The sequence below is a fragment of the Pontibacter lucknowensis genome (assembly GCF_900156415.1).
Taxonomy (GTDB): domain Bacteria; phylum Bacteroidota; class Bacteroidia; order Cytophagales; family Hymenobacteraceae; genus Pontibacter; species Pontibacter lucknowensis.
Map to the genome: position 1 here is coordinate 1285215 of NZ_FTNM01000001.1, position 26273 is coordinate 1311487.

Annotated in this window: 24 protein-coding genes; 12 read left to right on the plus strand and 12 right to left on the minus strand. The window is 51.4% G+C overall.

Annotated features, from left to right (window positions below):
* Positions 1-68 precede the first annotated feature (68 nt).
* A complete protein-coding gene (locus BW972_RS05690; protein ID WP_076421395.1) occupies positions 69-1448 on the plus strand; it encodes a sigma-54-dependent transcriptional regulator in 1380 nt (459 codons plus the stop codon).
* Here the strand turns inward: BW972_RS05690 and BW972_RS05695 are convergent.
* From BW972_RS05695 to BW972_RS05710, 4 genes are all read right to left on the minus strand, one after another.
* Positions 1445-4177, minus strand: coding sequence for an ATP-binding protein (locus BW972_RS05695; RefSeq protein ID WP_076421396.1), 2733 nt, complete (start codon positions 4175-4177; stop codon positions 1445-1447). The genes BW972_RS05690 and BW972_RS05695 overlap by 4 nt on opposite strands.
* A 166-nt stretch (positions 4178-4343) precedes the next feature.
* On the minus strand, positions 4344-5126 hold the full coding sequence (locus BW972_RS05700; protein WP_040574157.1) for a TPM domain-containing protein: 783 nt from the start codon (positions 5124-5126) through the stop codon (positions 4344-4346).
* Between the two features lie 6 nt (positions 5127-5132).
* Positions 5133-5570 (minus strand): TPM domain-containing protein, encoded by a 438-nt coding sequence (locus BW972_RS05705; protein WP_076421397.1) that lies wholly within the window; start codon positions 5568-5570, stop codon positions 5133-5135.
* A 92-nt stretch (positions 5571-5662) separates the two neighbouring features.
* Positions 5663-6241, minus strand: coding sequence for a LemA family protein (locus BW972_RS05710; RefSeq protein ID WP_076421398.1), 579 nt, complete (start codon positions 6239-6241; stop codon positions 5663-5665).
* A 164-nt stretch (positions 6242-6405) separates the two neighbouring features.
* On the opposite strand from BW972_RS05710, the gene BW972_RS05715 reads away from it, so the two are divergent.
* Entirely contained in the window at positions 6406-7407 is a 1002-nt protein-coding gene (locus BW972_RS05715; RefSeq protein ID WP_007656357.1) for a sugar phosphate nucleotidyltransferase, read from the plus strand.
* A 100-nt stretch (positions 7408-7507) separates the two neighbouring features.
* Here BW972_RS05715 and BW972_RS05720 read toward each other — a convergent pair whose 3' ends face one another.
* Positions 7508-8164, minus strand: a complete 657-nt coding sequence (locus BW972_RS05720) for a 2OG-Fe(II) oxygenase (protein WP_076421399.1) — start codon at positions 8162-8164, stop codon at positions 7508-7510.
* Between the two features lie 437 nt (positions 8165-8601).
* Here BW972_RS05720 and BW972_RS05725 point away from each other — a divergent pair, with 437 nt between their 5' ends.
* From BW972_RS05725 to BW972_RS05740, 4 genes are all read left to right on the plus strand, one after another.
* On the plus strand, positions 8602-10797 hold the full coding sequence (locus tag BW972_RS05725; protein WP_040574155.1) for a prolyl oligopeptidase family serine peptidase: 2196 nt from the start codon (positions 8602-8604) through the stop codon (positions 10795-10797).
* Positions 10798-10946: 149 nt separating this feature from the next.
* Positions 10947-11390, plus strand: a complete 444-nt coding sequence (locus BW972_RS05730; RefSeq protein ID WP_007656352.1) for a hypothetical protein — start codon at positions 10947-10949, stop codon at positions 11388-11390.
* Positions 11391-11509: 119 nt separating this feature from the next.
* Positions 11510-12253 carry an acyl-[acyl-carrier-protein] thioesterase gene (locus tag BW972_RS05735; RefSeq protein ID WP_076421400.1) on the plus strand — a complete coding sequence of 248 codons (744 nt, stop codon included), beginning with the start codon at positions 11510-11512 and terminating at the stop codon, positions 12251-12253.
* Positions 12254-12551: 298 nt separating this feature from the next.
* Positions 12552-13025 (plus strand): GNAT family N-acetyltransferase, encoded by a 474-nt coding sequence (locus BW972_RS05740; RefSeq protein ID WP_076421401.1) that lies wholly within the window; start codon positions 12552-12554, stop codon positions 13023-13025.
* A gap of 152 nt (positions 13026-13177) precedes the next feature.
* Here BW972_RS05740 and BW972_RS05745 read toward each other — a convergent pair whose 3' ends face one another.
* Positions 13178-13504 (minus strand): DUF4286 family protein, encoded by a 327-nt coding sequence (locus tag BW972_RS05745; RefSeq protein WP_040574153.1) that lies wholly within the window; start codon positions 13502-13504, stop codon positions 13178-13180.
* A gap of 162 nt (positions 13505-13666) precedes the next feature.
* Entirely contained in the window at positions 13667-14908 is a 1242-nt protein-coding gene (locus BW972_RS05750; protein ID WP_007656344.1) for an MFS transporter, read from the minus strand.
* A gap of 126 nt (positions 14909-15034) precedes the next feature.
* On the opposite strand from BW972_RS05750, the gene BW972_RS05755 reads away from it, so the two are divergent.
* Positions 15035-15667, plus strand: a complete 633-nt coding sequence (locus tag BW972_RS05755; RefSeq protein ID WP_076421402.1) for a YdeI/OmpD-associated family protein — start codon at positions 15035-15037, stop codon at positions 15665-15667.
* Positions 15668-15806: 139 nt separating this feature from the next.
* On the opposite strand, the gene BW972_RS05760 is transcribed toward BW972_RS05755, so the two are convergent.
* From BW972_RS05760 to BW972_RS05775, 4 genes are all read right to left on the minus strand, one after another.
* On the minus strand, positions 15807-16373 hold the full coding sequence (locus BW972_RS05760; protein ID WP_071530872.1) for a hypothetical protein: 567 nt from the start codon (positions 16371-16373) through the stop codon (positions 15807-15809).
* Between the two features lie 231 nt (positions 16374-16604).
* The gene (locus tag BW972_RS05765) at positions 16605-17171 is read right to left on the minus strand and encodes a hypothetical protein (RefSeq protein ID WP_007656337.1); all 567 of its coding nucleotides are present in this window, start codon (positions 17169-17171) and stop codon (positions 16605-16607) included.
* A gap of 55 nt (positions 17172-17226) precedes the next feature.
* Positions 17227-19683, minus strand: coding sequence for a TonB-dependent receptor (locus tag BW972_RS05770; protein WP_083674083.1), 2457 nt, complete (start codon positions 19681-19683; stop codon positions 17227-17229).
* A 147-nt stretch (positions 19684-19830) separates the two neighbouring features.
* A complete protein-coding gene (locus BW972_RS05775; RefSeq protein WP_007656335.1) occupies positions 19831-20157 on the minus strand; it encodes a hypothetical protein in 327 nt (108 codons plus the stop codon).
* Between the two features lie 298 nt (positions 20158-20455).
* Between BW972_RS05775 and htpG the strand changes: the two genes are divergently transcribed.
* Positions 20456-22279: a molecular chaperone HtpG gene (gene htpG, locus BW972_RS05780; RefSeq protein ID WP_076421403.1), complete on the plus strand. Its 1824-nt coding sequence runs from the start codon at positions 20456-20458 to the stop codon at positions 22277-22279.
* A 226-nt stretch (positions 22280-22505) separates the two neighbouring features.
* Positions 22506-23408 carry a toxin-antitoxin system YwqK family antitoxin gene (locus BW972_RS05785; protein WP_076421404.1) on the plus strand — a complete coding sequence of 301 codons (903 nt, stop codon included), beginning with the start codon at positions 22506-22508 and terminating at the stop codon, positions 23406-23408.
* Here the strand turns inward: BW972_RS05785 and BW972_RS05790 are convergent.
* Positions 23405-23767: a YraN family protein gene (locus tag BW972_RS05790; RefSeq protein WP_076421405.1), complete on the minus strand. Its 363-nt coding sequence runs from the start codon at positions 23765-23767 to the stop codon at positions 23405-23407. The genes BW972_RS05785 and BW972_RS05790 overlap by 4 nt on opposite strands.
* Before the next feature lie 168 nt (positions 23768-23935).
* Between BW972_RS05790 and lipB the strand changes: the two genes are divergently transcribed.
* From lipB to BW972_RS05805, 3 genes are all read left to right on the plus strand, one after another.
* Positions 23936-24652, plus strand: coding sequence for a lipoyl(octanoyl) transferase LipB (gene lipB, locus BW972_RS05795; RefSeq protein ID WP_040574151.1), 717 nt, complete (start codon positions 23936-23938; stop codon positions 24650-24652).
* Positions 24653-25057 carry a hypothetical protein gene (locus BW972_RS05800; protein ID WP_076421406.1) on the plus strand — a complete coding sequence of 135 codons (405 nt, stop codon included), beginning with the start codon at positions 24653-24655 and terminating at the stop codon, positions 25055-25057. It abuts the gene before it with no gap.
* A 71-nt stretch (positions 25058-25128) separates the two neighbouring features.
* On the plus strand, positions 25129-26256 hold the full coding sequence (locus BW972_RS05805) for a DUF4271 domain-containing protein (RefSeq protein ID WP_234986304.1): 1128 nt from the start codon (positions 25129-25131) through the stop codon (positions 26254-26256).
* The last annotated feature ends 17 nt before the right edge of the window (positions 26257-26273 follow it).

Genomic DNA, 26273 nt, shown 5'->3' on the forward strand with positions numbered 1-26273 from the left:
ACGCCGGAGTACGAATTTAAGGGCAAAATTTCCCCACTGTCCCACGGTTGTGTATATTGCTGAAGATTATGCCCAGAATACTCTTAATCGACGACGATCCTACCTTTTGCCTGATGCTGAGTACGTTCCTGAAACGCCAGCAGTATGAGGTCAAAACTGCCTATACCGCAGGTGAAGGCCTCAGTCAGCTCAAAGCCGATTCCTTTGATCTGATCCTGACCGACTTCAGGCTGCCTGACAAAAACGGACTGGAGCTGCTCGAGCAGATTCGCGTGCTGGATACCCAGGTGCCTGTCATCCTGATGACACACTACGCTGACATTCGCACGGCTGTAAAGGCCATCAAGATGGGTGCCTTTGAGTATTTGGCAAAACCGATCAATCCGGACGAGACTCTTTTGACCATTCGAAAGGCCTTGACCTACGGGCGCGAAGGCAATGTTGCGACGAAGCCGGTTATACCTGCACAGGGCGGTTTTACCTTCGTAAAAGGTGCCAGTCCGCAGTCGGCGCAGTTAGAAGAGTACATTGCTTTGATAGCCCCCACCAGCATGTCGGTGATCATAGAGGGTGAGAGTGGCACGGGCAAAGAGTATGTGGCCCGCAAGATTCACCAGCGCAGCAAGCGGCACGACAAGCCCTTTGTAGCGATCGACTGCGGTGCTCTGTCTAAGGAGTTGGCAGGAAGTGAGTTGTTCGGCCACGTAAAGGGCTCTTTTACAGGCGCCATGGGCGACAAGGAAGGCCAGTTCGAAGCAGCCAATGGCGGCACGCTCTTTCTGGATGAGATCGGCAACCTGTCTTATGAAATACAGGTGAAACTGCTGCGGGCCATACAGGAGCGCAAAGTGCGCAAGATCGGCAGCAACACCGACCTCGATGTGGATGTGCGTATCATTGTGGCTACCAACGAAGACCTGGTGCAGGCTGTGAGCCGGGGTGAGTTCCGGGAGGACCTGTACCACCGCCTCAATGAGTTCAAGATCAACATCTCCCCACTCCGCGACCGCACAGCCGACATCATGCAGTTCGCCAGCCACTTTTTACAGGTGGCCAATCATGAACTGGAGCGTAGCATAGCAGGTTTTGACGCAGCCGTAGCCATGGCTTTGGAAAGGTATAGCTGGCCGGGAAACTTGCGGGAGTTGAAAAATGTAGTGAAGCGGGCCGTGTTGTTAGCCAAGGGCAGCGAAATCAGCCTCGATGACCTGCCACCCGAGATCGCCTACCACATTCCGGAGCCAGCCAGCATCGTGGCGCAGCCGGATGCCACGCAGGTAGCCATGCCTGTGACGGATTTGCGAACGGCTACTGAACGCAGCGAGAAGGAACTGATCCTCGAAATGCTGGAGCGCGTGAAATACAACAAATCCAAAGCAGCCCGTTTGCTCAACATCGACCGCAAGACACTTTACAACAAAATGCGGCAGTACAACATTGAGGCCTAAGCGGCAGCTTCTGCGGGCTTTTTATGCTTGCTAAGTTTGGCTTCTAGTGCAGTGAGCACGAGAGTAGCCTCGTGCTGCAATGCTGTAGTTGTGGCAGGCAGGCTGTCGGTTGGCAGGTCCGGCTGGTGCAGCACCTGCTCGAGTGTATCAATGGCTGGCAGCACATTGTGCGCCTGCAGGTGGCGGAAAGCAGTTTTCATCTTATGTGCCAATTCGCCTGCCTGTTGCCAGTCCGCAATGGCTGCTGCATTTTCCAACTGCGCCAGAGAGCGACGGTTATCCGCTATCAGCACCTCCACAATATCCCACAGCGCCTCCTGGTCGTCTCCCACAAAAGCTCGTAGCTCATCCAGGGTATAAGTTGCAGGTATAGCTTCGCCTGTCTGTTGTGTTTTGACTTCAATTTCTGGTTCGGCTTTATCAGCTGTGCTTTGCATCTCAGCCATACCTGGAGGTATGGGTGTAGCCTGAGCATCTGCTATACCTGCTGTTTTTACGCTCTTTTCCTTTTCAACTGTAGCCTCAATTGCAGGCGCTGCCTCAGGTATAGCCTGAGCAGACAGGGCCTTGCTGAGCTTCAGGTATAGGTCCTGTTCCGTGAAAGGCTTGAGCAAGTGTTCTGATATACCTGTTTTGGCAAAAAAGCGCTTGTTACTGCTCATGATATTGGCTGTGAGCGCCATGATAGGTATAGTAGCGTTCTCTTTCCGGATGGCTCTGGCTACGGCCTTACCGCTCATGCCTGGCAACTGAATATCAGTGAGCACAATGTCAAAGCTCTTCTCCTTGATCAGTTGTAGCGCCTCCTGGCCATCGTTAGCCAGCGTGACCTGCATACCTTTGCGGCCCAGTATCAGCTGGCAGAGGGTGCGGCTGTAGGCATCATCGTCAATCACCAGCACGGCTTTGCCAGCCAGTACATTAGTGGCAGATAGCTGAGGCTCAGGTATAGCTTCAACTTCAGGGGCAGCTACCCGCTGCATCGGCAGCACCATGCTGAAGGTGGTGCCTTCATTCGGTACACTGCGGAGGGTAAGTGAGCCTTCTTGCATCTCCACCAGCTTCTTGCTGATAGACAGTCCAAGCCCGGTGCCTCCATATTTCCGGATGATCGAGTCATCGGCCTGGTTGAACTCCCCGAACACATGCGCGGTCTGTTCCATCGGTATACCTATACCTGTGTCGCTTACTTCGATCAGCATCACAACACGGTTACGACGTTGCGATTTAAGCCTGCAGCGTACCTGTACCTCGCCGTCGTGGGTAAACTTGATGGCATTGTCCACCAAATTAAACAGTACTTGCCGTAGCCGCAGTGAGTCGCCCAGCAGGTGGCCGCTCAGCTGGTTGTCTATGGTGCAGGTGAATCCTATGCCTTTGGTGCTGGCCTTGAGTCGGAATGTACGCTCTACCTCGGTCAGGAGCTGTTTCATTTCGAAAGGGGCCATGTGCAGATGCAGCTTGCCGGCCTCTAGTTTGGAGAGGTCCAGCACATCGTTTACGATGTGCAGTAGGTGCTGGCCTGCGCCGTGAATGGCTTGCAGGTGCTCTTGTTGCTGCTCCTGTAGCTGGGTATGGCCCAGTTGTTCAGAGAAGCCCAGCACTACGTTGAGCGGTGTACGAATTTCATGACTGATGTTGGCCACGAAGGCCTCTTTGGCACGAGCCAGCTGTATAGCCTCTTTGCGGGAGCGCTTCAGTTCAGCCTTATACTTGCTGCTGCGGGTGAGGTCACGCAGGATGATGAGAATAAAAGCAATGCCGCTGGCCAAACCGAATATCCCGACGAGCAAGAGCACGAGCGATGTTTCTTTAGCAACTTCCTGAGCCTGTGCTGCATTAAGGCGAGCCTGCTGCAGCTCGTATCGTTCCAGGTCGTATACCATGCGGCGAACCTGGTCCATGATCTGTTTGTCCTGCTGCAGGAGTGCCAGCTCTTTGGCTACTATGGCATCCTGCTGCTGCTGTAGCTCACGCTCCACATCTTTAAGCACAACGCGCACTTTGGCAATGGACGCCATGTTGGTTGGGACTGCTTTGCTGGTATCGGCGGTATATTCCTGCTTTACATTCAGTTGTGGAACCACTACAGGCTGAGGCGGCTCCTGCTGTTTGGATTCGTTGCGTTTGCCAAAGAGCTTTTGCAATATACCTTTTTTACTCTCGCTTTGGGCAGGTCTGCTGGTGACGGAGTCCGTATTGTAGGTCAGCCTGTCTGATATGATTGTCTTGGTGCGCTGGTTGATCGTGGTAGTGGCAGGCTGCCGGGAGGCTGCTGAGGCAATCTGTTTCAGCGCTTTATCGGTATAGGCGTTGTTGCCGCGCTGCTGTTTTTTGTTATTCACGTGCTCCTCCAGGCTCTTTCTCTGAGCCAGCAGCAAGGTTGACACCGAGTCGATCTGAGCCAGTTCGGCCGGATTGTCCTGCATGAGCGAGCAGAGCGAGTCGAGTTGGCTGTTGATGTTGCCCAGGTTGTCGAGGTACTCCCGGAAGTGCTTGTCTTCAGTGGTGAGGGTATAAGCCCGGATAGCGCTTTCTGCTGTGGCAATGTCAGCGAGGGTGTGCTGTAGCTTGGCTAGTTTGGCATTTGGCTCCGCCAGCACATTGACGGAGCTGAGTAGTTGGGTGAAGCTGTTATATGTAAGGTATATGGCAAAAACCACCACCGAAAGCGCCAGTGTAAAGCCAATAACGACCTTCGATTTTATGTTTCCGTTGTTTATTTTCATGCGCGCAGATTCCCCTCCACTTGCAAAGGTACTAATTTTTGGGGAGCTATACTTTCTGTAACGATAAGAAAGCCAGAATCATATGTTCATGGCAACACCGCTTGTACGAGTATGTTGCGGGCAGTGTTGAGGTAATAACCCGACGGAAACCTGCGGGTATAGCAGCTTACCAGCTGCTGCTGGCACCGCCTCCGCCGAAAGAGCCGCCACCAAAACCGCCGAAGCCACCGCCCCCGCCGCCAAAGCCACCTCCTCCGCCGAACATGCCGCCGCCAGTACGGAAAGTGCCAAAAGAACCTGGCCCCAGGATAGGTCCCCCGAGTGTGCGCACACCGCGGCCTCCTCTGCCGCCGCCACCCTTAAAGCGCGACATAACGAATACCAGCACGATCACGATCAGGATAATGGCCATCAGCGACGGCCCTTCGCCTTCGCCCTGGCTGGCCTGCGGATCGGCCTGGTACTCCCCGCTGGCCAGGCTAATGATCAGGTTCGTCGCTTCATTCAATCCTTTGTAAAACTCTCCCTGCTGAAAATTTGGTTTGAGTGTGCGCTCGGTAATGCGTTTGGCAATGGCGTCAGGTATAATGTGCTCCATGCCATAGCCTGTCTGAATGGCCACTTTGCGTTCATTGAGCGCTACAAGTATAACTAAGCCATTGTCGTTCTTGCTGCCGCCCACGCCCCACCGCTCACCCAGTTCGGCCGCGTACTGGTTTGCGTCATAGTCGCCTATGGATTTGATGGTGACAATCGCGATTTGGGTAGAGGTGGTGTCGTTGTAATTGACCAGTTTCTGTTCCAGTGACTGTATTTCGCCCTGGCTCAGGATGCCGGCCAGGTCGTTTACCAATCGAGGTGGGTTGGGCCTTGGCGGGAAATCATCGCTCTGGGCTACCGCCAGGGTACTTAACAAAGTAAGGTATAGGAACAGAATGGATCGTTTCATGGTGCGTTATTTTCCGAACGATATGTCGTCGCTCAGTTCGTTTAGGTCGCCTTTGTCGTCGTACGGGAAGTGTGATTTGAGTTGCTCACCCGCCATGATAACGCCTTTGGCAAGACCGGCGGCGTATTCCTGCTTTTTGAAGTGGGAGATCACTTCGGCGGTAATGTCTTCCCAGAAGTGGTCGGGTACGATGGCATTGATGCCTGCATCGCCCAATACGGCAAACTGATGGTCTTTGATGGCCACATAAAACAGCACGCCGTTGCGCTGCTTGGTCAGGTGCATGTGGAGCTGGGCAAACACTTCTGTGGCACGGTCGAGCACATCGCCTTCGCAGTTGTTCTCTATGTGCACACGGATTTCACCGGACGTGTTACGCTCCGCCTCCTGAATGGCCTCCATGATGACCTTTTCATCCGCTTCGGTTATGGTATCTTTAGGCATGACTTGAATTGTTGATCGTTTATTGCTGATTGTTAATTGTTTTTACTCTCGCAGGGAAAGCAATCAGCAACTAACAATCAACAATCTATACTTTAAAACTGCACCGTAGGAGCTCGTTCAGCACCTGGGTCGGCCTGGAAGTGACCTTTGCGCTCAAAGCCGAAAATGCCTGCCATCAGGTTGTTAGGGAAGGAACGCACCGTGGTGTTGTAGTCCTGTACGGCCTCGTTGAACTTACGCCTCTCCACCGAAATGCGGTTTTCGGTGCCTTCCAGCTGTGCCTGCAGCTCCAGGAAGTTCTGGTTTGCCTTCAGTTCAGGATAGCGCTCCACAGACACGAGCAAGCGGCTCAGGGCACCACCCAGTTCGTTCTGGGCAGCCTGGAAGCGCTGCAGGTTCTCTGGCGTCAGGTCGTCGGCGCTGAGCTGTACGCTGGTTGCTTTGGCGCGGGCATTGATCACGCTCTCGAGGGTTTCGCGCTCAAAATTGGCAGCACCCTTTACAGTATTCACTAGGTTTGGTATCAAGTCAGCACGGCGCTGGTAGGCATTCTGAACGTTGGCCCATGCGGTTTCTACGGTCTCATCTTTCTGCACCATGGTGTTGTAACCGCAAGAAGATTGAGAGGCCAGAATGACAAATCCGATCAGGTAAAAGAAGATTTTTTTCATGTTTATGGGAGGGTATAGTTTGTATACGATATAAGTACAAAGCTAAGCGATATGATTACGGAAAACATAGTATGACGTTGTGAAATTGCTAAAACACTATACTACTCCCCCTAATCCTCAAAACTCTAATCAAAAATTACTATATTGCTGAAAAAGTGTGGTATATGAAAGTCGTTATTCCTGTCGCTGGTGTTGGTTCTAAACTCCGTCCGCACACGCACACACAGCCTAAATCGCTGGTGCCGGTGGCGGACAATACGATACTGGGGCACATTGTGGAGCGACTGATACAGGCGGGTGTACAAGACTATGTGTTCATCATCGGCTACCTTGGTGACAAGGTCGAAAACTACGTGCGTCAGAAGTATCCTCAGATCAGTGCAGAGTTTGTGGTGCAGGAGCCGCGGGAGGGTTTGGGACATGCGCTTTGGATCGCCCGTGAAACGTATCGCCATGAAGACAGTGTGCTCATTATGCTGGGCGACAACATCGTAGAGGCGGATCTGCCTGCTATTATTGCTTCTCCTAAGTCGGTACTCGGCGTCAAGAAAGTGGCCAAGCCCTCGCTTTTTGGGGTGACGGAGGTGGGTATGGACGAGTACATTGTGAAGGTGGTCGAAAAGCCAAAAATTCCGAAGTCAAATTTTGCGCTGGTGGGGCTCTATAAGATCATGCAGCCTGAAAAACTGGTGCGCTCGCTCGAGCATATCATCACCGAAAACATACGCACCCATAACGAATATCACCTCACCGATGCCTTGATGCACATGATCCGGCAGGGAGAGAGAATGGTGACCTGGAACGTGGACAACTGGTTTGACTGCGGCCGCAAAGAGACGCTATTGGAAGCCAATGCGAAACTGCTGCGGCACTCCCGCTTCCGGGAGCTGGATTACTCAAGCGAGTATCCCGGCAACATCATCATTCCGCCTGTGAGCATCGGTTCTAACTGTAACATCACACATTCCATCATCGGTCCCAATGTAGCGATCGGCGATAATACCACCATCTCGCGCTCCTCACTGAGCAACTCTATCATTGGGGCTTACTCTGAACTGCAAAACGCCGTGATGCACGACTCCATCATTGGCTCCGATGCCAGTTTTAAAGGACTAAGCCATAGCCTCAACATTGGGGACAGTACAGAAATTAACTTTGCGCAGTAGCCGCGCTACTCCACGGAAGACCGTGCAGCAAAGGATAAAAAACTTTCAACAATACTTTGCCCTTCGCCGACTGGCCTTTGTGTTCTTCAAAGCGCCGATTCTACAAAAATGTCAGCTCGTTCAACTGATCCAGCATCCAGCCAGTCAGGCTGTAGCGGTGACGGTTAGCGGCGAGTACCTCGTGCGGGATGATGTCGGCGCGAAAACAGGCCAGACGACCGGCAATGGGCAGCACATCCACCTCTTCTTCCGAGCCATCTTCTTTAGGCAGGTATAGGCGCAGATTACCGCCGTTCTCAGGTTGCCAGTTCTCGTTGAGGTAGCAGATAAACGACAGACGCCGGTGGTCATTTGTCTGGAACTGGTCAAGGTGGCGCTGGTACACGGTGCCTGGCGGGTATACCGTGAAGTGGAATTCAAAATCCTTTAGTCCCAGAAAGCAGGTGCGGTTGATGTAGCGCATCACCTCGTGCATGCGGTCCAGGAATACCTGCGTTGGCGGCAGCGCCTGCGATGGCTCAATCCAACGGATATAGTCGCCGCGTACCTGCCTGTCCACTGTAAACTGGTCTGCCGTGCCGATGCCTGCTTTTTTGAAAGTGCCCTGTTCCTGATGGTGTTGCAGTACCTCCAGCAGATTGCGTACCTCGTCGGGCTCCAGAAAATTGTCGATGATCGCATAGCCCTTATCAGATAAGCGATCGGCTATCTGTTCGAACTTCTGTAAAAACTTCTCCTCTTCTACTTCTTCCATCATCTAAATCTGAATAAAAACCTTTGTATAAAAAGCCAGCAAATGTAATGCGCAGATGCATCGCTTGTACATGCTGCCCACAAAGATTTTTCGGCTGGAACCAACTGATAATAAAGCAAAAAGGAAAGTACCCCCTTCACTGTGGTGCAAGCATTGCTTTCAGGAGGCATGATCGCTGTTATACTGGTGCTGTTTCATCCTTTTGACGGCTACTTGTGGCAGCATCCATACAAGATCAGGGTATAGCGCCCGACGCTGCGAACTCAACCATAACACAGGCTTGTCAGATGTGGTACTGACCTTAAACTCAAAAGCTGCTACGTCTACCAAGGCAACTTTATAGGTATAAGCACTGTTAAACGACAGATATAGCCTGATTCAGGTTAATTGCCTATCTTAGCTTTTCCGTAACTCAACCTTAAAATTGACGGTTCTAAACAATGAAAAAATCAACTGTTCTATTGCTGGCAGGCGGCCTGACCGCTGTCTCGGCCTGCAAATCCACCCAAACCGAGAATACCGCCACTGGCATGAATACCGAAACCACGACTACAGCCCCTGCAACGGCTGCAACCCAACTGAATTACCCGGAAACTAAGAAAGTAGACCATGTAGATGATTATTTCGGCACGAAGGTAGCCGACCCGTATCGCTGGCTCGAAACCCATAACGAAGAAGTGGACCAGTGGGTAGAGGCACAAAACAAAGTTACCTTTGATTACCTCGAAGACATCGAGTTCCGCGACCAGATCAAAGAACGTCTGACTAAGATCTGGAACTACCCGAAGTATGGCGCACCATTCAAGAAAGGCGGAAAATACTACTTCTATAAGAACGACGGTCTGCAGAACCAGAGCGTGCTATACGTGCAGAATTCCCTGGAGAGCGAACCGAAAGTGTTCCTCGATCCGAACAAATTCTCTAACGACGGCACGGTTGCTCTTACAGCGCTTTCTTTTGACAAAGATGCCAAGTATGTGGCTTATGGCACCTCAAGCGGTGGCTCTGACTGGAACACCTACGAGGTGATGGAGGTGGCTACAGGCAAGAAGCTCGACGACAAAGTGGAGTGGGTGAAGTTTTCGGGGCCAAGCTGGCATAAAGACGGCTTCTTCTACAGCCGCTACGACGCCCCGACCGAAGGCAACAAACTGGCCAATAAGAACGAGTACCACAAGGTGTATTACCACAAAATAGGCACACCGCAGAGCCAGGACCAACTGGTGTATGAAGACAAAACCAAGCCGCTCCGCAACTACTATGGTCAGACCACCGACGACGAGCGCTTCCTGATTCTGAACGTGTCGGAAGGTGCAGCTGGCGCCAACGCCCTGTACTACCGTGACCTGACAGATGCGAAGTCTACTATAAAGCCGATTGTAGATAGCTTTGAGTCAGAATACAACGTGGTGGACAACGTAGGCGACAAGCTGTTGGTACGCACTAACAAAAATGCCCCACGCTACCGTTTGGTGCTTATCGACCCGAAAAAGCCGCAGGAGCAGAACTGGAAAGTAGTGGTACCGCAGAACGAGAACGTGATGACAGGCGTGTCATTAGTAGGCGGTCGCATCATTGCTTCTTATATGAAAGATGCTGCCAGCGAAGTGGTGGTGTACGACACCAACGGCAAGCAAATGAACAAAGTAGAACTGCCAGCCATTGGTACAGTAGGTGGCTTCAGCGGCGAGAAAGACGACAAAGAAACCTTCTTTACCTTCACGTCATTCACGTACCCGCCAACCATCTTCCGTTACGAAGTGGCCAGCAACAAAGTAACGCTGTTCCGCAAGACCGAAGTGGACGTGGACACCGAAGCTTACGAAACCAAGCAGGTGTTCTATACCTCGAAGGACGGTACCAAAGTGCCGATGTTCATCGTGCACAAGAAAGGTTTGAAGCTGGATGGCAACAACCCGACCTACCTGTACGCTTACGGCGGTTTCAACATCTCGCTTACGCCAAGCTTTAGCATCGCTAACATGCTGTGGCTGGAGAACGGCGGCGTATACGCCATGCCAAACTTGCGCGGTGGCGGTGAGTACGGCGAAGACTGGCACAAGGCTGGTATGACGCCGAACAAGCAGAACGTATTTGACGACTTCATTGCGGCAGCCGAGTACCTGATCGACAACAAGTATACCTCCAGCGAGAAACTGGCCGTGGGCGGTGGCTCAAACGGTGGTCTGCTGGTAGGTGCCTTCATGACACAGCGTCCTGAGCTGGCCAAAGTAGCCGTGCCTGCCGTGGGTGTAATGGACATGCTGCGTTTCCACAAGTTCACGATCGGTTGGGCCTGGGTACCGGAGTACGGCTCATCAGAAGACGAGGCACAGTTCAAGAACCTGTATACCTTCTCGCCGCTGCATAACCTCAAAGAAGGCGTGAAGTACCCAGCCACGCTGGTGAAAACCGCTGACCATGACGACCGTGTAGTGCCAGCGCACTCCTTCAAGTTCATCTCTGAACTGCAGGATAAAGGTGCTCCGGGCAACCCATACCTGATTCGCATCGATGTGCGTGCAGGTCATGGTGCCGGCAAGCCTACGTCACTCGTAATTCAGGAGTGGGCTGATACATGGGCCTTCCTGTACAAGAACATGGGTGTGAACCCGTATGCAAACCAGCAACCATAACAGGTATAGCTGATAACTGAATCACGAAAAGCCAGTGCTGCAGAAATGCGGTGCTGGCTTTTTTGTTTCGCGCCACACCTCTGTTCCATTTGATTTCTATAGCTGTATCCTTATATTTAGATAATCAATTAACCTTAAACAATAATTGAATGGACACAGAATTTTACAACGAGCAGCCTCAAGGGTTAAGCATTAATTTAGAATCAAGAGATTTCTTGCAGAACACGGCAAAGTGGGGCAAGTTCTTAGCGATAATTGGTTTTGTAGGCGTTGGCATCATGGTCCTGTTCGGGGTAATAGCCTTAACTATGGGAGCTAGCCTTGGCGGTGGAGCCATTAGTGGCACCTTCCTGAGCCTGTTCTATCTTTTGTTTGCTGCGCTTTATTTGTTGCCAGTTTTATACCTGTACAGGTTTTCGAGCAATATGCAGACAGGTCTTATGACTGGAGACGAAGAGACAATTGCAGCGTCATTCAAGAATTTAAAGTCCCTCTTCAAATTTATGGGTGTTCTTACAATCGTCTTCCTTGGATTTTATGCGCTGGCGCTGCTGGCTATGTTCTTTGGTGTCGCTATTGGCTCTTCCATTTAAATCAGCCTTTATGCTAAAATAGAAAAGCACATCCTTCCGATGTGCTTTTTTTATACCGCTACCTCCTGGCCCCCTCCCTGATTCTTGCGTACCTTGCAACACGAACCATTCTACACGCTATGAAATCAGTAACCGGGCAAAGCGAGTTTACCGTGCGCTCCACCGAAACCGATCAAAACGGGCAGGCGACTTTACCAGCACTGGTCGGGTACATGCAGGAAGCCGCCTGGGACAACACAGCCACCATGGGCATCTCCATGTACGAGCTGCTGGAACAAGGCCTGACCTGGGTGCTGCAGCGCATGCGCGTCGAGATGTTTCGCTACCCCCGGCACCGCGAAAAGATTACGGTCGAAACCTGGGCCTCTGGCCGGGAGCGGGTGTTCCTGCACCGCGACTTCAGGGTATACAGCGCCGACCGGGAGCTGCTGGGGCAGGCGACAAGTGTGTGGCTGGTGATGGATGTGGTGAAGCGCCAGATGGTGTCTGTCCCCGATTTCATCACAGCTGTGGAAGTAGTGCCCGGTGAGGAGCCATTGCCTTTTGCCAAAGGGAAACTGCCGCAGTTGGAAGAGATCAGGTATGAGGAGCAAATGCCTGTCCGCTGGCACGACATCGACCTGAACCGCCACGTCACCAACACCCGCTACCTGCAATGGGCGCTGGAAACCTTATCAACTGAAATACTCACAACGCAGCAGCTACGGGAAATAGATATTATCTTCAAAGCAGAAAGTACGCTCGGCGATACTGTGCTTGCCACGGCAGGACCAGCGGAGGAGGCCGATATGTTTCTGCATAAACTCACGAGTATCGAGTCGGGCAAAGAACTGGTGCAGGCGAGAACTAAGTTTGGGAGTTGAGGAGTTTGAGGGTTGGGGAGGTATAAAGTTAAAATTTCGACTAAATTGCAACAGCCGTTGCGCAAAAGACCTCACAGTGTTTCCCAAACCTGTGAGTGTCTGTGCTAGCTGTAGCGCTATACCTGGGTTTATGTAGTGGCTGCCTGGGTATGGCAGTTTGGTATACTTGTTCCGAACGGAATCTCTTCGTCGGAACAAGACACTCACAGATCTGAAAGACACTGTGAGGTCAGCGCTTAACTACAGCATGATTAATCCTGAAAATCTTCACTAATCCTCAAAATCCTGATTCAGACAAATGCTAAACATCAGAAAAGGAACCATAGATGACCTGCCAGAGGTACACAGTTTAATTAAAGAGCTGGCGGTATATGAAAAAGCGCCAGACGAAGTGACCAACACGCTGGAGGATATGCATTGGGACGGCTTTGGGGAGAATCCGATCTTTAGATTCTTTGTGGCCGAAACGGAAGAGGGCATTGTAGGTATAGCACTTTATTATATTGCCTATTCCACGTGGAAAGGCAAGATGCTGTTTCTGGAGGACTTGATCGTGACCGAGCGCCTGCGCCGCAGTGGCATTGGCAAAATGCTGTTCAATGCCGTGGCCCGCGAGGCGAAGGAGATAGGTGCCAAGCGCATGAAGTGGCAGGTGCTGGACTGGAACGAACCAGCAATTGCTTTCTATAGGAAAATAGGTGCCAACCTTGACGGCGAGTGGATAAACTGCAACATGACCGAAGAGCAGATCAAAACTTACACCGCGGACTAAGGTATGGCATGATTCAGGCGGCCTGCAGAAGCATAAATGCAGCGAATCTGGTAATAGCTATACCCTGCGCGGACACTTACCAACGCAGCTAAATAAGAACAGGCCCGTGCTCAGGTATAGCACGGGCCTTTTTGCTGATAGGAGAGGTTGATTTACTGATCTTTCTCCACATCCCGGCCTACAATCTCCAGCAAAGAGCGGAAGGCCACAAATTTTTCCGGATAGCGCTCCAGCACCTTGGCTTGCAGCTCCGGGGCATGTTCGCGCTGGTATTCCTCCAGGTCTTCCAGGTTACGGCAGGTATACTGCACGGCATAGGTAGTGCCGCCATTGTCCTCCTCGTGCAGCAGGCGGGCAATTTGATTGTTCAGGAAATAGCCTGTTGCCATCACTTCCGGTATGTGCGTGCTCTTCATCCAGTCCAGCCACTCTTCGGCCACACTGTTGTCGATGTTAATAGTTACGTTGTATATAATCATACTCAAAATTACGATTTCGGCAGCTTTTTGTAAGGTATAGCGCTGAAAATTTGCTGAAATGCTTAACCTGTGAATGCGGCAATAGGCAAGCAGTAACGCATGTGGCAAGGTATACATGCAATCTCCGATGTGCTATAGCTCAATGTTTGATACTGCCAGCGATTACAACGGCTCCATGTAATTCAGGTCTTTGCCATAGGTTTCGTCCAGCGTCAGGATAGAGTAGATGGCAATGGCCAGGCAGAGCACGGCCAGTAGTATGGCACCTGGTACCAGCCCGACACCGTCTTTTAGATAAGTAAAGGCAATGGTGAGTGGCACGACTGCTCCCCGCACAAAGTTAGGCACCGTGGTGGTAACCGTAGCACGGATATTGGTACCGAACTGCTCTGCTGCTATGGTCACAAACACGGCCCAGTATCCCCCGGCAAAACCCAGTGCCACACACAAGGTATAGAAGGCTGTCAGGCTGAACTCCCTGCCCAACAGGTACACGCCGACGAAAATGCCCGTAAGCAGCAGGAATGCCAGCACAATGTTTCGTCGGCTCTGGAAGCGCTGGCTCAGGAAACCGCTGGCAAAATCGCCGAACACGAGGCCAAGGTAGCAGAAGGAAACAGCCCGCGCCGCCGATACCGTGTCTTTCACACCCAAGGCCACGCCAAACTCAGGCGAGAAGGTAATGAGGATGCCTACCACATACCAGATCGGCACCCCGATCAGAATACACTTAAGGTACTTCCAGAAACGCCTGGCATTGGTAAAGAGTGACAGAAAATTGCCACGTGTCACATTGGTCTGCTTCAGGTTGTTGAACATGCCTGATTCGTAAACCCCCACCCTCAGCAGGAGCAGCAGCATGCCCAGTCCGCCGCCGATGAAGTAAGCCGTGCGCCAGCCAAAGTACTCGCCGACTATACCTGCCAGTATGGCCCCCGATATGCCAATGGTGGCTACTACCATGGTGCCATAGCCGCGCTTCTCCTTCGGCAGCACCTCTGATACCAAGGTTATACCTGCGCCCAACTCTCCGGCCAGGCCAACGCCCGCTACAAATCGCAGCACCGCATACATGGGTATAGTGGTTACAAAGCCGTTGAGGATATTGGCAATGGAATAAAGAAAGATTGAGCCGAAAAGCACCGATAGCCTTCCCTTCTTGTCGCCCAGCACACCCCAGGCTATACCGCCCAGCAGCATACCGGCCATTTGCATGTTCAGCAGCATCACACCGTCTTCCAGTAGGGCGGTAGGATCCGTTACACCCAGCGACTGCAGGCTGGGTATTCGCACGATGCTGAAAAGCACCAGGTCGTATATGTCGACAAAGTAGCCCAGGGCCGCTACGATTACGGCTGTGTTAAAAAGGTAGTGCTTTTGAGGAGATGATTGCAGGGTGGGCATAAGGTGCAGGTTAGGACTGCTTTAAATATAGCGTTTTGATGATAATTGTGAAAGACCTGGCCGTGGAGGTGTAATCTTTTGACGATTTCCCTTAGATTAGTGTGTTCGATCCAAACAGAAACCAACATGCAGGATATAGCCAGGAAATTAAATTTAAAACCAGAATGGCAGGTGCTGGTGCTCAATGCGCAGGCAGGTATAGCTGAAGCATTGCATAGCCAGGGTATTACCACCCATACTTCTCCTGAAAAAGGTGTGGAGTATGATGCCGTGCAGGTTTTTGCTACCAATAGTAAGGAGTTAAATTACTATGTACCCTTGGCTGTACCATCGCTCAAGCGCAATGGCATGCTGTGGGTGGCTTATCCAAAGAAATCGCCGGGGGTAAAGTCGGATCTGAACCGCGACAATGGCTGGGAGGCTGTGTCGGGGCTGGGGTACGCTCCTGTCCGGCAGGTGGCGGTGGACGATACCTGGTCTTCGCTGCGTTTTAAGCACGAGTCGGAACGAAGTGCTCCCTCTAAATTTGGAGTAGACGCCCCAGGTATAGACCGCAAGAGCAGAACAGTGGAAGTTCCGCAGGACCTGCGTGAGGCACTGGAGTCAGCCGGGTTGCTGGAGACTTTTGAAAAGCTGGCCTTTACGCACCGCAAGGAGCATGTGCTGGCCATACAGGAAGCCAAGCGCCCCGAGACAAGAGCCAACCGTATCGGCAAAACCATTCAGATGCTGATGGGACAACAACTGCTCGGCCGTTAAAGCAGGTATAGCAGTCCTGTGTACGACAATGGTGAGCTTCGCTGCGGATTACCTGCGTAGCTTAAAAAGAGCCAGAAAACAAAAGACCGCAGCAGGCTATACCTGTTGCGGTCTTTTTTATGCTTTTAATCGAAGTAGCTTAGTTTGCCACGATCACATTAAAATCAACATCAATGTCTGTGCTGCCAGCGGTGGTGTTTGTGCCTGTCTTCAGTCCACCCGGTTGGTGCTTCAGTACTACTTTCAGTTTGCCGTTGCCAGTACCTGCGCCAGTTGTCACAGTTGACTCCAGCCCTACAGGACGGTTGTTTTGGTCCATGTCCGTGATGGTTACGTTCACAGTGGCATTGCTGCCTGCATCAGGCGTAAAGGTATACACAAGCAGGTGCTCGTCACGCTCATTGCGGATTTCGGCAGTCATATCAGCTACTGGCGTCTTGCTTTCATCAGTTAATGTCACCACGGCAGTATACTCTGTGCCCGGTCTTAGCGTAAGGGGAGCATTCTGAACCTGGGTGCCTGTTATCGTGCTGATAGTAGCTTCTGCATCCTGGCCTTTGCCTGTTGGCGTTAGCGAGATCGTGACAGCAGTGATCACCTCTTCTTCTTCATCCGGACCTGGTTGGTCATCGTCTTTGCATGAAGTGGTAAATAATAAGGTCCCCATTAACAGAAAAGCCATGTACGGCCTCAATAGCTTGTTCATAAGTAATGAATTTCGTTGTAATAGATATAAATTAGAACTTAAATATATAGCCTTTTGGCCAAATATACGACAGTTTTGTAAGAATAGCCTTGTTGGTCTATGCCTAATACCCCGATTACGCCAATTCAGCTTAGCTTGTTATTGCTGGTGCTGTGATGGCAAAATATGTGGCAAATCAAGGGAAAATAAGAACAGGCATCCATCTGAATGCCTGTTCTAAATAGATTCTTCTTACTGTAATGTAATGTTGAATTGCACATCCGCATCGGTGCCACCTGTGCTGATGTTGCTGTTATCCGTCTTTAAGCCGCCTGGTTGGTGCTTGAGCACTACCCTCAGTTTACCTGCTTGCGGATTTGAAGATGTCTGGATAGTGTTCTCCAGGCCAATCGGGCGGCCATTGCTGTCGCGGTCTGTAGTTGTCACGGTAAGCAGTGTAGCCGGTGATGGCTCAAAAAAGAACTGGTGCTCGCTGCCTTTCTCCCTGATCTCTGCTGTCAAATCTTCTTCGTGGTGCGACTCGTCCATCAGCGTGATGGTGGTGTTGTATACCTTACCTGCCTGTAGTACCACGTTTTCCGGAGTGTACACAGGGGCTTGTCCACCGTCACCATCTAGGTCACGGTAAGTGGCAGTGATGGCCTGGCCGCCATCCTGCGGCGTCATGGTGAGCATCACGGTCGTGATCAGCTCCTCCTCGTGGTCATGCGGTTCATGATCATGGTCGTCGCAAGAGGTAAAAGCTACAAGTGATCCGAAAAGTGCTAGTGTCAGGTATGGTCTGAATATTTTGTTCATGATAAAAAGTCTTTTTTGGTTTGAAATGAAATTTGAACGATAAAGCCGAAATAGGCTAGCGACCGCTGAAGTTGAGCGGAAGTTTCACGCGGAACAGCAGCATGCGTCCCATATCGTCAGTAAAGTACCTGAAGCGGTTCAGGTAATCGCGGTAAGCGGTGTTGAGCAGGTTGCTGCCCGTAATACCCAACTCCACCGGCTGTCGCCCGAGCTGTACCGTAGTGCCTGCCTCCAGGTTAAGCAGGAAGTAACCCGCTGGCGGGGCCATGTAATCCTGTTCGGCCACGGTAGGCACGCGGGTTTGCTCAGCCACATAGGTGCCACCCAGCGCAAAGTATGTGTCGCTGGTGCCTATACCTGCCAGGCGATCCGTGTCGAAGCGCAGCATGTTATTATACCTGTCCGCTGGCACACCCACCAGGTGGTCGTTCAGGTCCAGGTTGCGCGCACGTACTATAGAAGTGCGCGACTCCAGGTATAGCTGCGGTGTAAAGCGATACTCCAGGTCCAGATCTATACCTCTGAAGATGGCATCTGCCTGCTTGTACTCAAACGTCGGGAAAGCCCCTCGAATGGTGAGTGTCGGCGGCTGCACCGGTGCCAGGTAGATATAGTCGTTGATGAAGTTGTTGTACACACTCAGCTTGCCGTTCAGGCGCTGGTTGCCATAGTAGGTAACCGAAGCCTCGAAGTTGTAAGCCTGCTCAGAGTTCAAGTCGCGATTGCCGCGCTCGTAACTGGCTGAGCCATGGTGCACACCGTCACTGAACAGTTCGTTCGCCCCCGGCGCCCGCCAGGCTGAGGTAGCGCTCAAGCCAAATGTGAGGTGGTAGCCCACGTCATACAAAGCACCCAGGGTACCCGAAACGTTGTGAAACTGGTACTCCGGCCGGATAATGTCAGAGTTTCGCTCCCGCTTCGTGATGTTGAGTTTTTTGTAGTCGTAGCGTACACCGCCTTCGAGTTGCAGTCTGTCTTTGCGCCACTTCTCACTCACAAAAGCCCCCGCCGTGAAATTGCGGAAGAACGGAATGAAGTAGCGCCCCTGGTAGGTATTGTTCTGGTAAATGGTACTCACACCCGCCGAACCCGTAAGATTGCCTACTGGCGCATGCTCCCAAACCGCTTCGGTCGTATGCGTGGTAATGTCCAGTGTCAGCTCAGGGTCAGCGCTCGATGCCCGGTGCAAGTCGTACTCCTGCCGGATGTTGCGCTGCAGACCGTAGACAAACTCCAGTCTGCCTGCATTGCCGGTGTCCCAATAAGCTTTTGTTTTGAGCAAATGGTGGCTCACGTCCTGGTATGGGCGATCGATGGTATAGGTAAAGTCGTAGCTGGTCTGCTCGGGCCGCTCCCGCCCGATGGCATTCTCTAAATCAGTCAGGTTGCCGATGTGCGAAGCCTTCAGAATACCCAGCTTCGTGTTGAACTGGCTGTAAAACACTTCCGCCCCGTAATTTTCCTTCTTATACCCTAGCGTTCCCGAGAAATTGAGTTCCTGGAAGCCTGTGTTCTGCATATAATAATCGGCTGTGCGGGCATTTCCGGCACGCTTGGCAGTACCCTGCAGGCGCCAGCTAAGTGCAGGTATACTGGCGGGTTTACCTTCTACAGTGGCCGAAACAGCCCCCTGCCGGTTGTTGGTGGACCCCAGCAGGTTCAGTTCGCCGCTCACGCCGGCTGTGTCAGGCAGCGCCTTTGGCTCCACGAGCACCACTCCGCCGATGGCATCGGCACCGTAGCGCACGCCGGCAGCTCCCTTCACCACCTTCAGCTCAGAGGCCACAAACGGGTCGATCTCTGGTGCATGCTCTGCCCCCCACTGCTGCCCCTCGTGGCGTACGCCATTGTTGAGCAGCAGAATGCGGTTGCTGTGCAAGCCGTGGATAACAGGCTTTGAGATAGTTGGGCCGGTTTGCATAGTAGACACCCCCGAGAGGTTTTGCAACGACTCGGCCAGTGAAAGGCCGCGTGTCGTCTCCAGTTCCCGCCCGGAAAGTGTGCCCGCAGACTGTACCTCCTCGGTCAGGCGCTCGCCCGTGATCACGACCTGCTTGAGCTGCCGCGCATCTACGTGCAGCGTGAGGTTTCGCACTGTAGAAGTGGTCATGCGGAGCGTAGGCCGCTCCATCACATAGCCGATATAAGTGACCTTGAGGGTATAGCTACCCCGGCACAGGTGATGAAAATGGTAATTGCCATACTCATCGGACAAAGTGCCACGCTGCAGCTCTTCTATGTAAATAGTAGCGCCAATGAGAGGCTCCCGGGTGTCATGGTCCAGCACCTTGCCCGAAAGGGTAAGGCCGCAGTCCTGCTCCGGGTCGTCGCCGTCGAGGTACATCTGCCCCTGCGCTACCGCCATAGGAACTATGAGGAGTAGCTGCCACAAGAGCACGATTATGAATTTGGATCTATACACAGTTTGTGTAAAGTTTAGGTATAAGGTGTTGGCTACAGCCTGCCGATAACCCGCCAACTGAAAAGCAGCCACAGGTATAGGTACAGCCATAATGCCAGGAAAATAAATAATAGGAATACCAGGAGACAGTACCTGATGCCGATAAGAAAACAGCAGGTATGCTATACTGATAAGCCAGTCTGAAAACAGATGTCGGGAGAGGCGACACGCCGTAAGACTGGAAAGGGAGCGGAAGGTTTAGCCGAGTGCGGGCGGGCCGCGAAGTTTGAGGCGGGCAAAAGAATCAAAAGCCGAATGGTGGGTATACCGAGCTGTATACTCCGGCAGCATAACAGGAGCCTTGAAGGTATAGACGATGGCAGCGCTCTGATAGGGCGCCCCAAACAGATCTTCTACCGGGCAGTGGCTGTGCTTTTTCTCAACATGCGCATTTTTCTGATCGCCTGGATGCGCATGCTCGGTGTGGGCATGGCTGTGCAGGCTCAGCAGCAACTGATCCGGCACCATGGCGCGCGTGAACAGCAGCAGCAGAAAGAGGGCGATATATGTTGTGAAACGGTACACCTAAAGCATGGCTTTAAAACAAAGATAGGACTTTTTTGCCAATGTTGCATGTACGCACAAACGCACTGCTTGTTAAGTTATGCCCGGACTATCACGAAAAATATGCCAAAACAGCCCAAGGCTATACCCGAAACAGTTTCACAGAGCCAGTTTTCTGCCATCATGTCACAATTGAGCGGCGAAGTTTTCTGTGGAACAGGATTTGAAAGCGCTTGAGCAGAAACACCGGTTTCCTTTTTCAAAGGCATCGATTCAGAAGACATCACTTATTAAAATATAGATTTTAAAAGTATAGCACATGGAAGAAAGAGGTAATATTTCGATTCACACCGAAAACATTTTCCCGATCATTAAGAAGTTCCTGTACTCAGACCACGAGATTTTTCTGCGTGAGCTCGTGAGTAACGCCGTAGATGCCACCCAAAAAATGAAGCGCCTGTCCGCCATCGGCGAGTACAAAGGCGATCTGGGCGAGCTGAAAGTAGTCGTGAAAGTGGACAAAGATGCCCGCACCATCACCATATCAGACAACGGTATCGGGATGACGGCCGAGGAGATCAAGAAGTACATCAACCAGATTGCCTTCTCTGGAGCTACCGAATTTGTGGAGCGCTACAAAGACGCCGGCGAGCAGAACCAGATCATCGGTCAGTTCGGTCTGGGCTTCTACTCTGCCTTTATGGTGGCCGACCGTGTGGAGATCGTTACCAAATCCTACAAAGACGAAACCGAGTCAGCGCACTGGACCTGCGACGGCAGCACTGAGTTTGCTATTGCCCCAGCGCATAAAGAAGACCGCGGCACGAACGTGATTCTGAACGTGGCATCTGACTCTGAGGAGTTCTTGGAGACAGCCCGTATCCGTAACATTCTTGATAAATACTGCAAGTTCCTGCCGGTGCCTGTGGAGTTTGAGGGAGAGATCATTAACAATCCGAACCCGATCTGGACGAAACAGCCTTCGGAGCTGACCGATGAGGACTACAAGAACTTCTACAAGGAACTATACCCATTCTCGGAGGCGCCGCTGTTCTGGATTCACCTGAACGTGGACTATCCGTTCAACCTGACCGGTATCCTTTACTTCCCGAAACTGAAGAACGACTTCGAGATTCAGCGTAACAAGATTCAGCTTTACTCGAAGCAGGTGTTCATTACTGACGAGGTAAAAGACGTAGTGCCGGAGTTCCTGATGTTGCTGCACGGTGTGATCGACTCGCCGGACATTCCGTTGAACGTGAGCCGCTCGTTCCTGCAGGCTGATTCGAACGTGAAGAAGATCAATACCTACATCACGAAGAAGGTAGCCGATAAGCTGAACGACATCTTTAAGAAGGACAGAGAGACCTTTGAGAAGAACTGGGAAGACATTAACGTGTTCGTGAAGTACGGCATGCTGAGCGACGACAAGTTCTATGAAAAAGCCAAAGACTTTGTACTATTGCAGAACACTGAAGGCAAGTACTATACCCTGGAGGAGTACAAGGCGCTGACACAGGCAAACCAGACCGACAAAAACGGTCAGCTGGTATTACTCTATACTACCGACGCCGACAAACAGCATGCTTTCGTAGAGGCCGCTCAGAACCGTAGCTACGACGTACTTAAGCTGGACTCGATCATCGACAGTCACTTTATCGGTATGCTGGAGCAGAAGCTGGAGAAAACCTCACTCAAGCGTGTGGACTCTGAGACGATCGGCAAGCTGATTGAGAAAGACGAAGCAAGCGATAGCGTGCTAAACGATACCGAGAAGGAGGACTTGAAGAAGATCTACGAAACGGCTATCAACAACCAGAACATGCAGGTAGAAGTAGCGCCGATGGCTACGGATGATGCACCAGTAATCATTACCTTGCCTGAGTTTATGCGCCGCATGAAGGACATGAGCAAGAGTGGCGGAGGCGGTATGATGTTCATGGGCAACATGCCGGACACCTACAACGTAACCATCAATGCCAACCACAGCATCAACCAGCGCATCCTGAAGGCGAAAGACGACAACAAGGAGCGCATCGCCCGTCAGGCCTTTGACCTGGCGTTGCTGTCTCAGAACATGCTTTCCGGCTCGGCCCTGACTGCCTTCGTGAAGCGCAGTGTGGACCTGATTGATAAAGAATAAGATTACCTTTTCATAATTACACTTAGCAGTATAAAAGCGGCTCCCAACTGGGCGCCGCTTTTGTTTTGTAGTAGCTTAATTTGTGAACTAAGCCGCCCGACGAAAAGTTATAGGAGCTAAACTTGATAGTGGGTTGGCAGGTATATGATTTATCCGCATATTTACGTTGCTTAGATAAGACTCTATACATTCACCTATCCAAAGCGCATTAACTCAAACGTATACCATGAAGCACATTCTTCAACTTGTCTGGCTTAGTTTGTTGCTGGTTGTGGGACTTGCAGGCTGTAAGCCAAGAGCCTATAACAGCGACTACAACCTGAGCCGCGCAGCCCTGAAGCAGAGTGCCAAAGCCGAAGCCATCGCTCTGGCCGATACCGCCAGGCCTTCTGTGCAGATAGGCGATTCGCTGGCAAACGCAGAGGAAAAGCAGCCGAAAAAGCGTAAGAAGAAAGCTGACAAGCGCTATTTCATGGGCGACAGAGTAGCCCGTGGCTTCGTGAAGTCAGGCGGACGGGGCGACCGGGAGGTGATCGAGTCTTTCAGTTACCTGGCCGAATTCCAGCAGCCTGACCCTTATGCGCCCGAAAAATACTATTACGATACCAAACGACGCAAACTCTACAAGACGCGCGGCGAACTGAATCCTGAGCAGCACAAAGTACTCCACGGACCTTACAAAAAAGAGCAGGGCGGTGAAGTGGTGGAAGAAGGTTACTTTTATGTCGGTACCAAGCACCTGCGCTGGGAGCGCTACAACCGTGACGGTATACTATTAGCAAAAGAGCATTTTGAAAAAGGCTTCCTGCGTGATGCCGTGGTGAAATACTACGAAGGCACCAAAAAGATAAAAGAAGTAATCCCTTATGCCTATGGCGAGGTGCAGGGCACTTATTACCGCTTCTACGAAAATGGTCAGTTAGAATGGATGGGGCAGTACCAGAAGGGTCGCAAAGTAGGCCTCTGGGTGAAGCACTTCGACTTTAGAGCCCGTCGCCAATATGAGTACCAGTATCCCAAAACCCCTTACGAACCACAAGCAGAGCCATACCTGGTCAAGCAATACGATCGCCACGGCACACTTATATTTGAGAAAGATAAGCTGGACAAGCGGGCTTCAGCCCGTTAGTGAAAGGCATCCTCAATATGAAACAGCTCCGGCGGGTTGCTCATTGTGATGGCGATAATATCAAAACGAATATCTTCCTGCCAGCCGGTTTTCAGGATATAAGAGTCTGCCGCATTTAGGATCATCCGTTGCTTTCGCCGGTTCACAAACTCCTCCGGATAGCCAAAATCATCATTCGTCCGCGTTTTCACTTCTACAAACACCAATGTATCGTTCTGGCGGGCAATAATGTCGATCTCGGCTTTGCCCATGCGCAGGTTGCGCTGCAGAATACGGTAGCCTTTCTGGTGCAGCAGGTCGCAGGCCAGGTCTTCGCCGTTGGCGCCGGTAGAGAGATGGGGTGCTTGCGGAGTCATCATAAGAGCTTTAAACTTATAATTGTACCGGGTGGTTTTATTAGCAGCAGTCAAGATGCTGTTTGCGTATGCCCCCGGGCGGCCGTATCTTTGCTGAAAATTAAGGGTATAGACGCCTGTCCGGCACTGTTGCCAACTGTTAGGCTATACTTTAATATAAGGGGGAAAACTGTGTCACAGAATAAGACTATACAATTTGAGCACTTGGGGCTAATTGACTATAAGGAAGCCTGGGATTATCAGGACAAGCTCTTTACAGGTATACTGGATATGAAGGCCCGCAACCGCCATGCGGCTCCCGAGGCACAAGAAGTCACGCCTAACTATCTCTTGTTCTGCTCGCATCCGCACGTCTATACCCTGGGCAAAAGCGGCCACGAGTCCAACCTGCTCATCAACGAAGAAGGCCTGAAGGCAAAGGGTGCCACTTTCTATAAGATCAATCGGGGCGGCGACATCACTTACCATGGCCCGGGGCAGATCGTGGGCTATCCTATTCTGGACCTCGACAACTTCTTTACAGACATACACAAGTACCTGCGCTTTCTGGAAGAGTCGATTATCCTGACTTTGAAAGATTACGGGATAGAAGCGGGCCGTATACCTGGCCTCACCGGCGTATGGCTGGACCATGTGGAGCAGAAAAACCCGCGCAAGATCTGCGCCATGGGTGTGAAGTGCAGTCGATGGGTGACCATGCATGGTTTTGCTTTTAACATCAACACCGATTTAGATTATTTTAATAACATCGTACCTTGCGGCATCACCGATAAGCAGGTAACGTCGCTGGCAAAGGAACTGGGCCACGAATTGCCAATGGCAGAAGTAGAAGAGAAACTCAAAGGCCACCTGGCAAACCTGTTCGAGGCAAGCATTACAAAAGATTAAATGAAGAAGGATATTGATTTCACTCCGGTTCAGGGGGTGGCCGTGGCCATTGCTTTCACAGGCGAGTTGCCAGAAGAGCGCACCTGGAACGTGTACCTGATCAACAACAATAATGTGGCGCTCGAAAATGTGTTTGTCACATCCAAAGGCTATGGCACCATAGAAGACGAAGAAGTAAAAACCTCTGTGCTGCGGCACATGTTTGAGCGTGTAGAGGCCAAGAGCTTTGTGCAGGTAGAGGTGATCGACCCGTCCGTGTTCAAGCTTAACAACGAATACTGGGTGAGCTACTACATCGACGGCAAGATCTATGACAAGCGCTTTGTGTTCGTGCCCGATTCCATCACTGATGAGCATCTTATTGACATCAGCATGCTGCAAATGCAGGGTGTGCTACATTCTTAAGGTATAGCTTCCCTAATTTTTTCATTCAGACTGTGTATTTCACAAACCGCATAAGGTATAGCTTAGGGCTCGTGCTGCTGTTAATTGTGCTAACCTGGCCATTGCAGGCACAGGTACTGCCGTTGGAGCAGAAGAACACCCTGAACGGGAACTGGCAGGTATACGATGCCGGATCCAGTGACCTGGTGCCCTATGCCACCGCTCTGCATGGCGGCTACAGTGCCGTTCACCAGTGGGTGACTATGGCCCCCTCAAAGCCGTTTGTGATAGAATTTACAGCCCAAAAGGACCTGTGCCTGTTTCTGAACAATCAGTTGATCTTCACGGCAGATTCCACTTCCAACTATACCTTCGACCTGGCCACGTGGAATAAACGGGTGAAGCCTGTAAATGGTCGCTATCTTTTGTCAGTGTGGCATCCGTCGCAGCATCCCAATGTCGGGTCTTTTCGCAACCGGGTGCAGGCAGAGCGAAACGATAACGAAACAATGCAGGGGAGTTTCTCAGTGCGGCTGCGGGAGTATGTGAATCAGAATGCCTTTATCATTTTCATGCTGCTGATCGGGTTGCTGTACGGTAGCCTTAAAACGACTTTCCCTTCCGATTTTCAGGCAGTATTTGGGGTGCAATCCTTCTGGCGCACTAGGTCTCTGGATGAGGGAATCCTGACCAAGCCGCTTGGTACATGGTCAGGTGTGTTGTTTATTGTTGCTTTTTCGATGTCCATGGCGCTTCTGATAGCAGCTATTCATACCAATGTGCAGCATGTGCGGATCTTTAACCGTCTTTTTCCGGTGTCTGAGTCCGATATCACGACCAAGATCCTGTTCTATACCTTCCTGATTTTTGCCGTCATCCTGCTAAAGTACCTTTTCCTGAAAGTGATGGGTTATATTTTTGGGTTGGAGCAGATCGTGCAGGTTCAATTCAGTGAGTTTCTGCGTTCTCTGTTGTTTCTGGGCCTTTTTCTGCCAGTGGTGATGCTGCTATACCTTTCGCTTAACCAGGTGGCTCCCGACACAGTGCTCACTGTTTCGAGCATGGCGGTACTCTTGTTGCTGGTAATCACGATTATTCGTGTGTTTGTGACAGTAAATAAGCAGACTTCTGTGATAAATTTGCATTTATTTTCTTACCTTTGCGCCACAGAAGTGATTCCGTTAGCCATTATGCTGAAGTTTATCGTGTTTAACTTTTAAAAACACAAAATCAACGG

Excerpts from the sequence above, each read along its gene's own strand:
- BW972_RS05710 (WP_076421398.1), bottom strand. The coding sequence starts at position 6,241 with ATGAAAAAAATCTTCTTTTACCTGATCGGATTTGTCATTCTGGCCTCT.
- BW972_RS05725 (WP_040574155.1), top strand. The coding sequence starts at position 8,602 with ATGAAAAAATCAACTGTTCTATTGCTGGCAGGCGGCCTGACCGCTGTC.
- BW972_RS05785 (WP_076421404.1), top strand. The coding sequence starts at position 22,506 with ATGAAGCACATTCTTCAACTTGTCTGGCTTAGTTTGTTGCTGGTTGTG.
- BW972_RS05750 (WP_007656344.1), bottom strand. The coding sequence starts at position 14,908 with ATGCCCACCCTGCAATCATCTCCTCAAAAGCACTACCTTTTTAACACA.
- BW972_RS05800 (WP_076421406.1), top strand. The coding sequence starts at position 24,653 with ATGAAGAAGGATATTGATTTCACTCCGGTTCAGGGGGTGGCCGTGGCC.
- BW972_RS05740 (WP_076421401.1), top strand. The coding sequence starts at position 12,552 with ATGCTAAACATCAGAAAAGGAACCATAGATGACCTGCCAGAGGTACAC.
- BW972_RS05765 (WP_007656337.1), bottom strand. The coding sequence starts at position 17,171 with ATGAACAAAATATTCAGACCATACCTGACACTAGCACTTTTCGGATCA.
- BW972_RS05745 (WP_040574153.1), bottom strand. The coding sequence starts at position 13,504 with ATGATTATATACAACGTAACTATTAACATCGACAACAGTGTGGCCGAA.
- BW972_RS05760 (WP_071530872.1), bottom strand. The coding sequence starts at position 16,373 with ATGAACAAGCTATTGAGGCCGTACATGGCTTTTCTGTTAATGGGGACC.
- BW972_RS05695 (WP_076421396.1), bottom strand. The coding sequence starts at position 4,177 with ATGAAAATAAACAACGGAAACATAAAATCGAAGGTCGTTATTGGCTTT.
- BW972_RS05690 (WP_076421395.1), top strand. The coding sequence starts at position 69 with ATGCCCAGAATACTCTTAATCGACGACGATCCTACCTTTTGCCTGATG.
- BW972_RS05735 (WP_076421400.1), top strand. The coding sequence starts at position 11,510 with ATGAAATCAGTAACCGGGCAAAGCGAGTTTACCGTGCGCTCCACCGAA.
- BW972_RS05700 (WP_040574157.1), bottom strand. The coding sequence starts at position 5,126 with ATGAAACGATCCATTCTGTTCCTATACCTTACTTTGTTAAGTACCCTG.
- BW972_RS05790 (WP_076421405.1), bottom strand. The coding sequence starts at position 23,767 with ATGATGACTCCGCAAGCACCCCATCTCTCTACCGGCGCCAACGGCGAA.
- BW972_RS05770 (WP_083674083.1), bottom strand. The coding sequence starts at position 19,683 with ATGGCTGTACCTATACCTGTGGCTGCTTTTCAGTTGGCGGGTTATCGG.
- BW972_RS05720 (WP_076421399.1), bottom strand. The coding sequence starts at position 8,164 with ATGATGGAAGAAGTAGAAGAGGAGAAGTTTTTACAGAAGTTCGAACAG.
- BW972_RS05730 (WP_007656352.1), top strand. The coding sequence starts at position 10,947 with ATGGACACAGAATTTTACAACGAGCAGCCTCAAGGGTTAAGCATTAAT.
- BW972_RS05705 (WP_076421397.1), bottom strand. The coding sequence starts at position 5,570 with ATGCCTAAAGATACCATAACCGAAGCGGATGAAAAGGTCATCATGGAG.
- BW972_RS05755 (WP_076421402.1), top strand. The coding sequence starts at position 15,035 with ATGCAGGATATAGCCAGGAAATTAAATTTAAAACCAGAATGGCAGGTG.
- htpG (WP_076421403.1), top strand. The coding sequence starts at position 20,456 with ATGGAAGAAAGAGGTAATATTTCGATTCACACCGAAAACATTTTCCCG.
- BW972_RS05715 (WP_007656357.1), top strand. The coding sequence starts at position 6,406 with ATGAAAGTCGTTATTCCTGTCGCTGGTGTTGGTTCTAAACTCCGTCCG.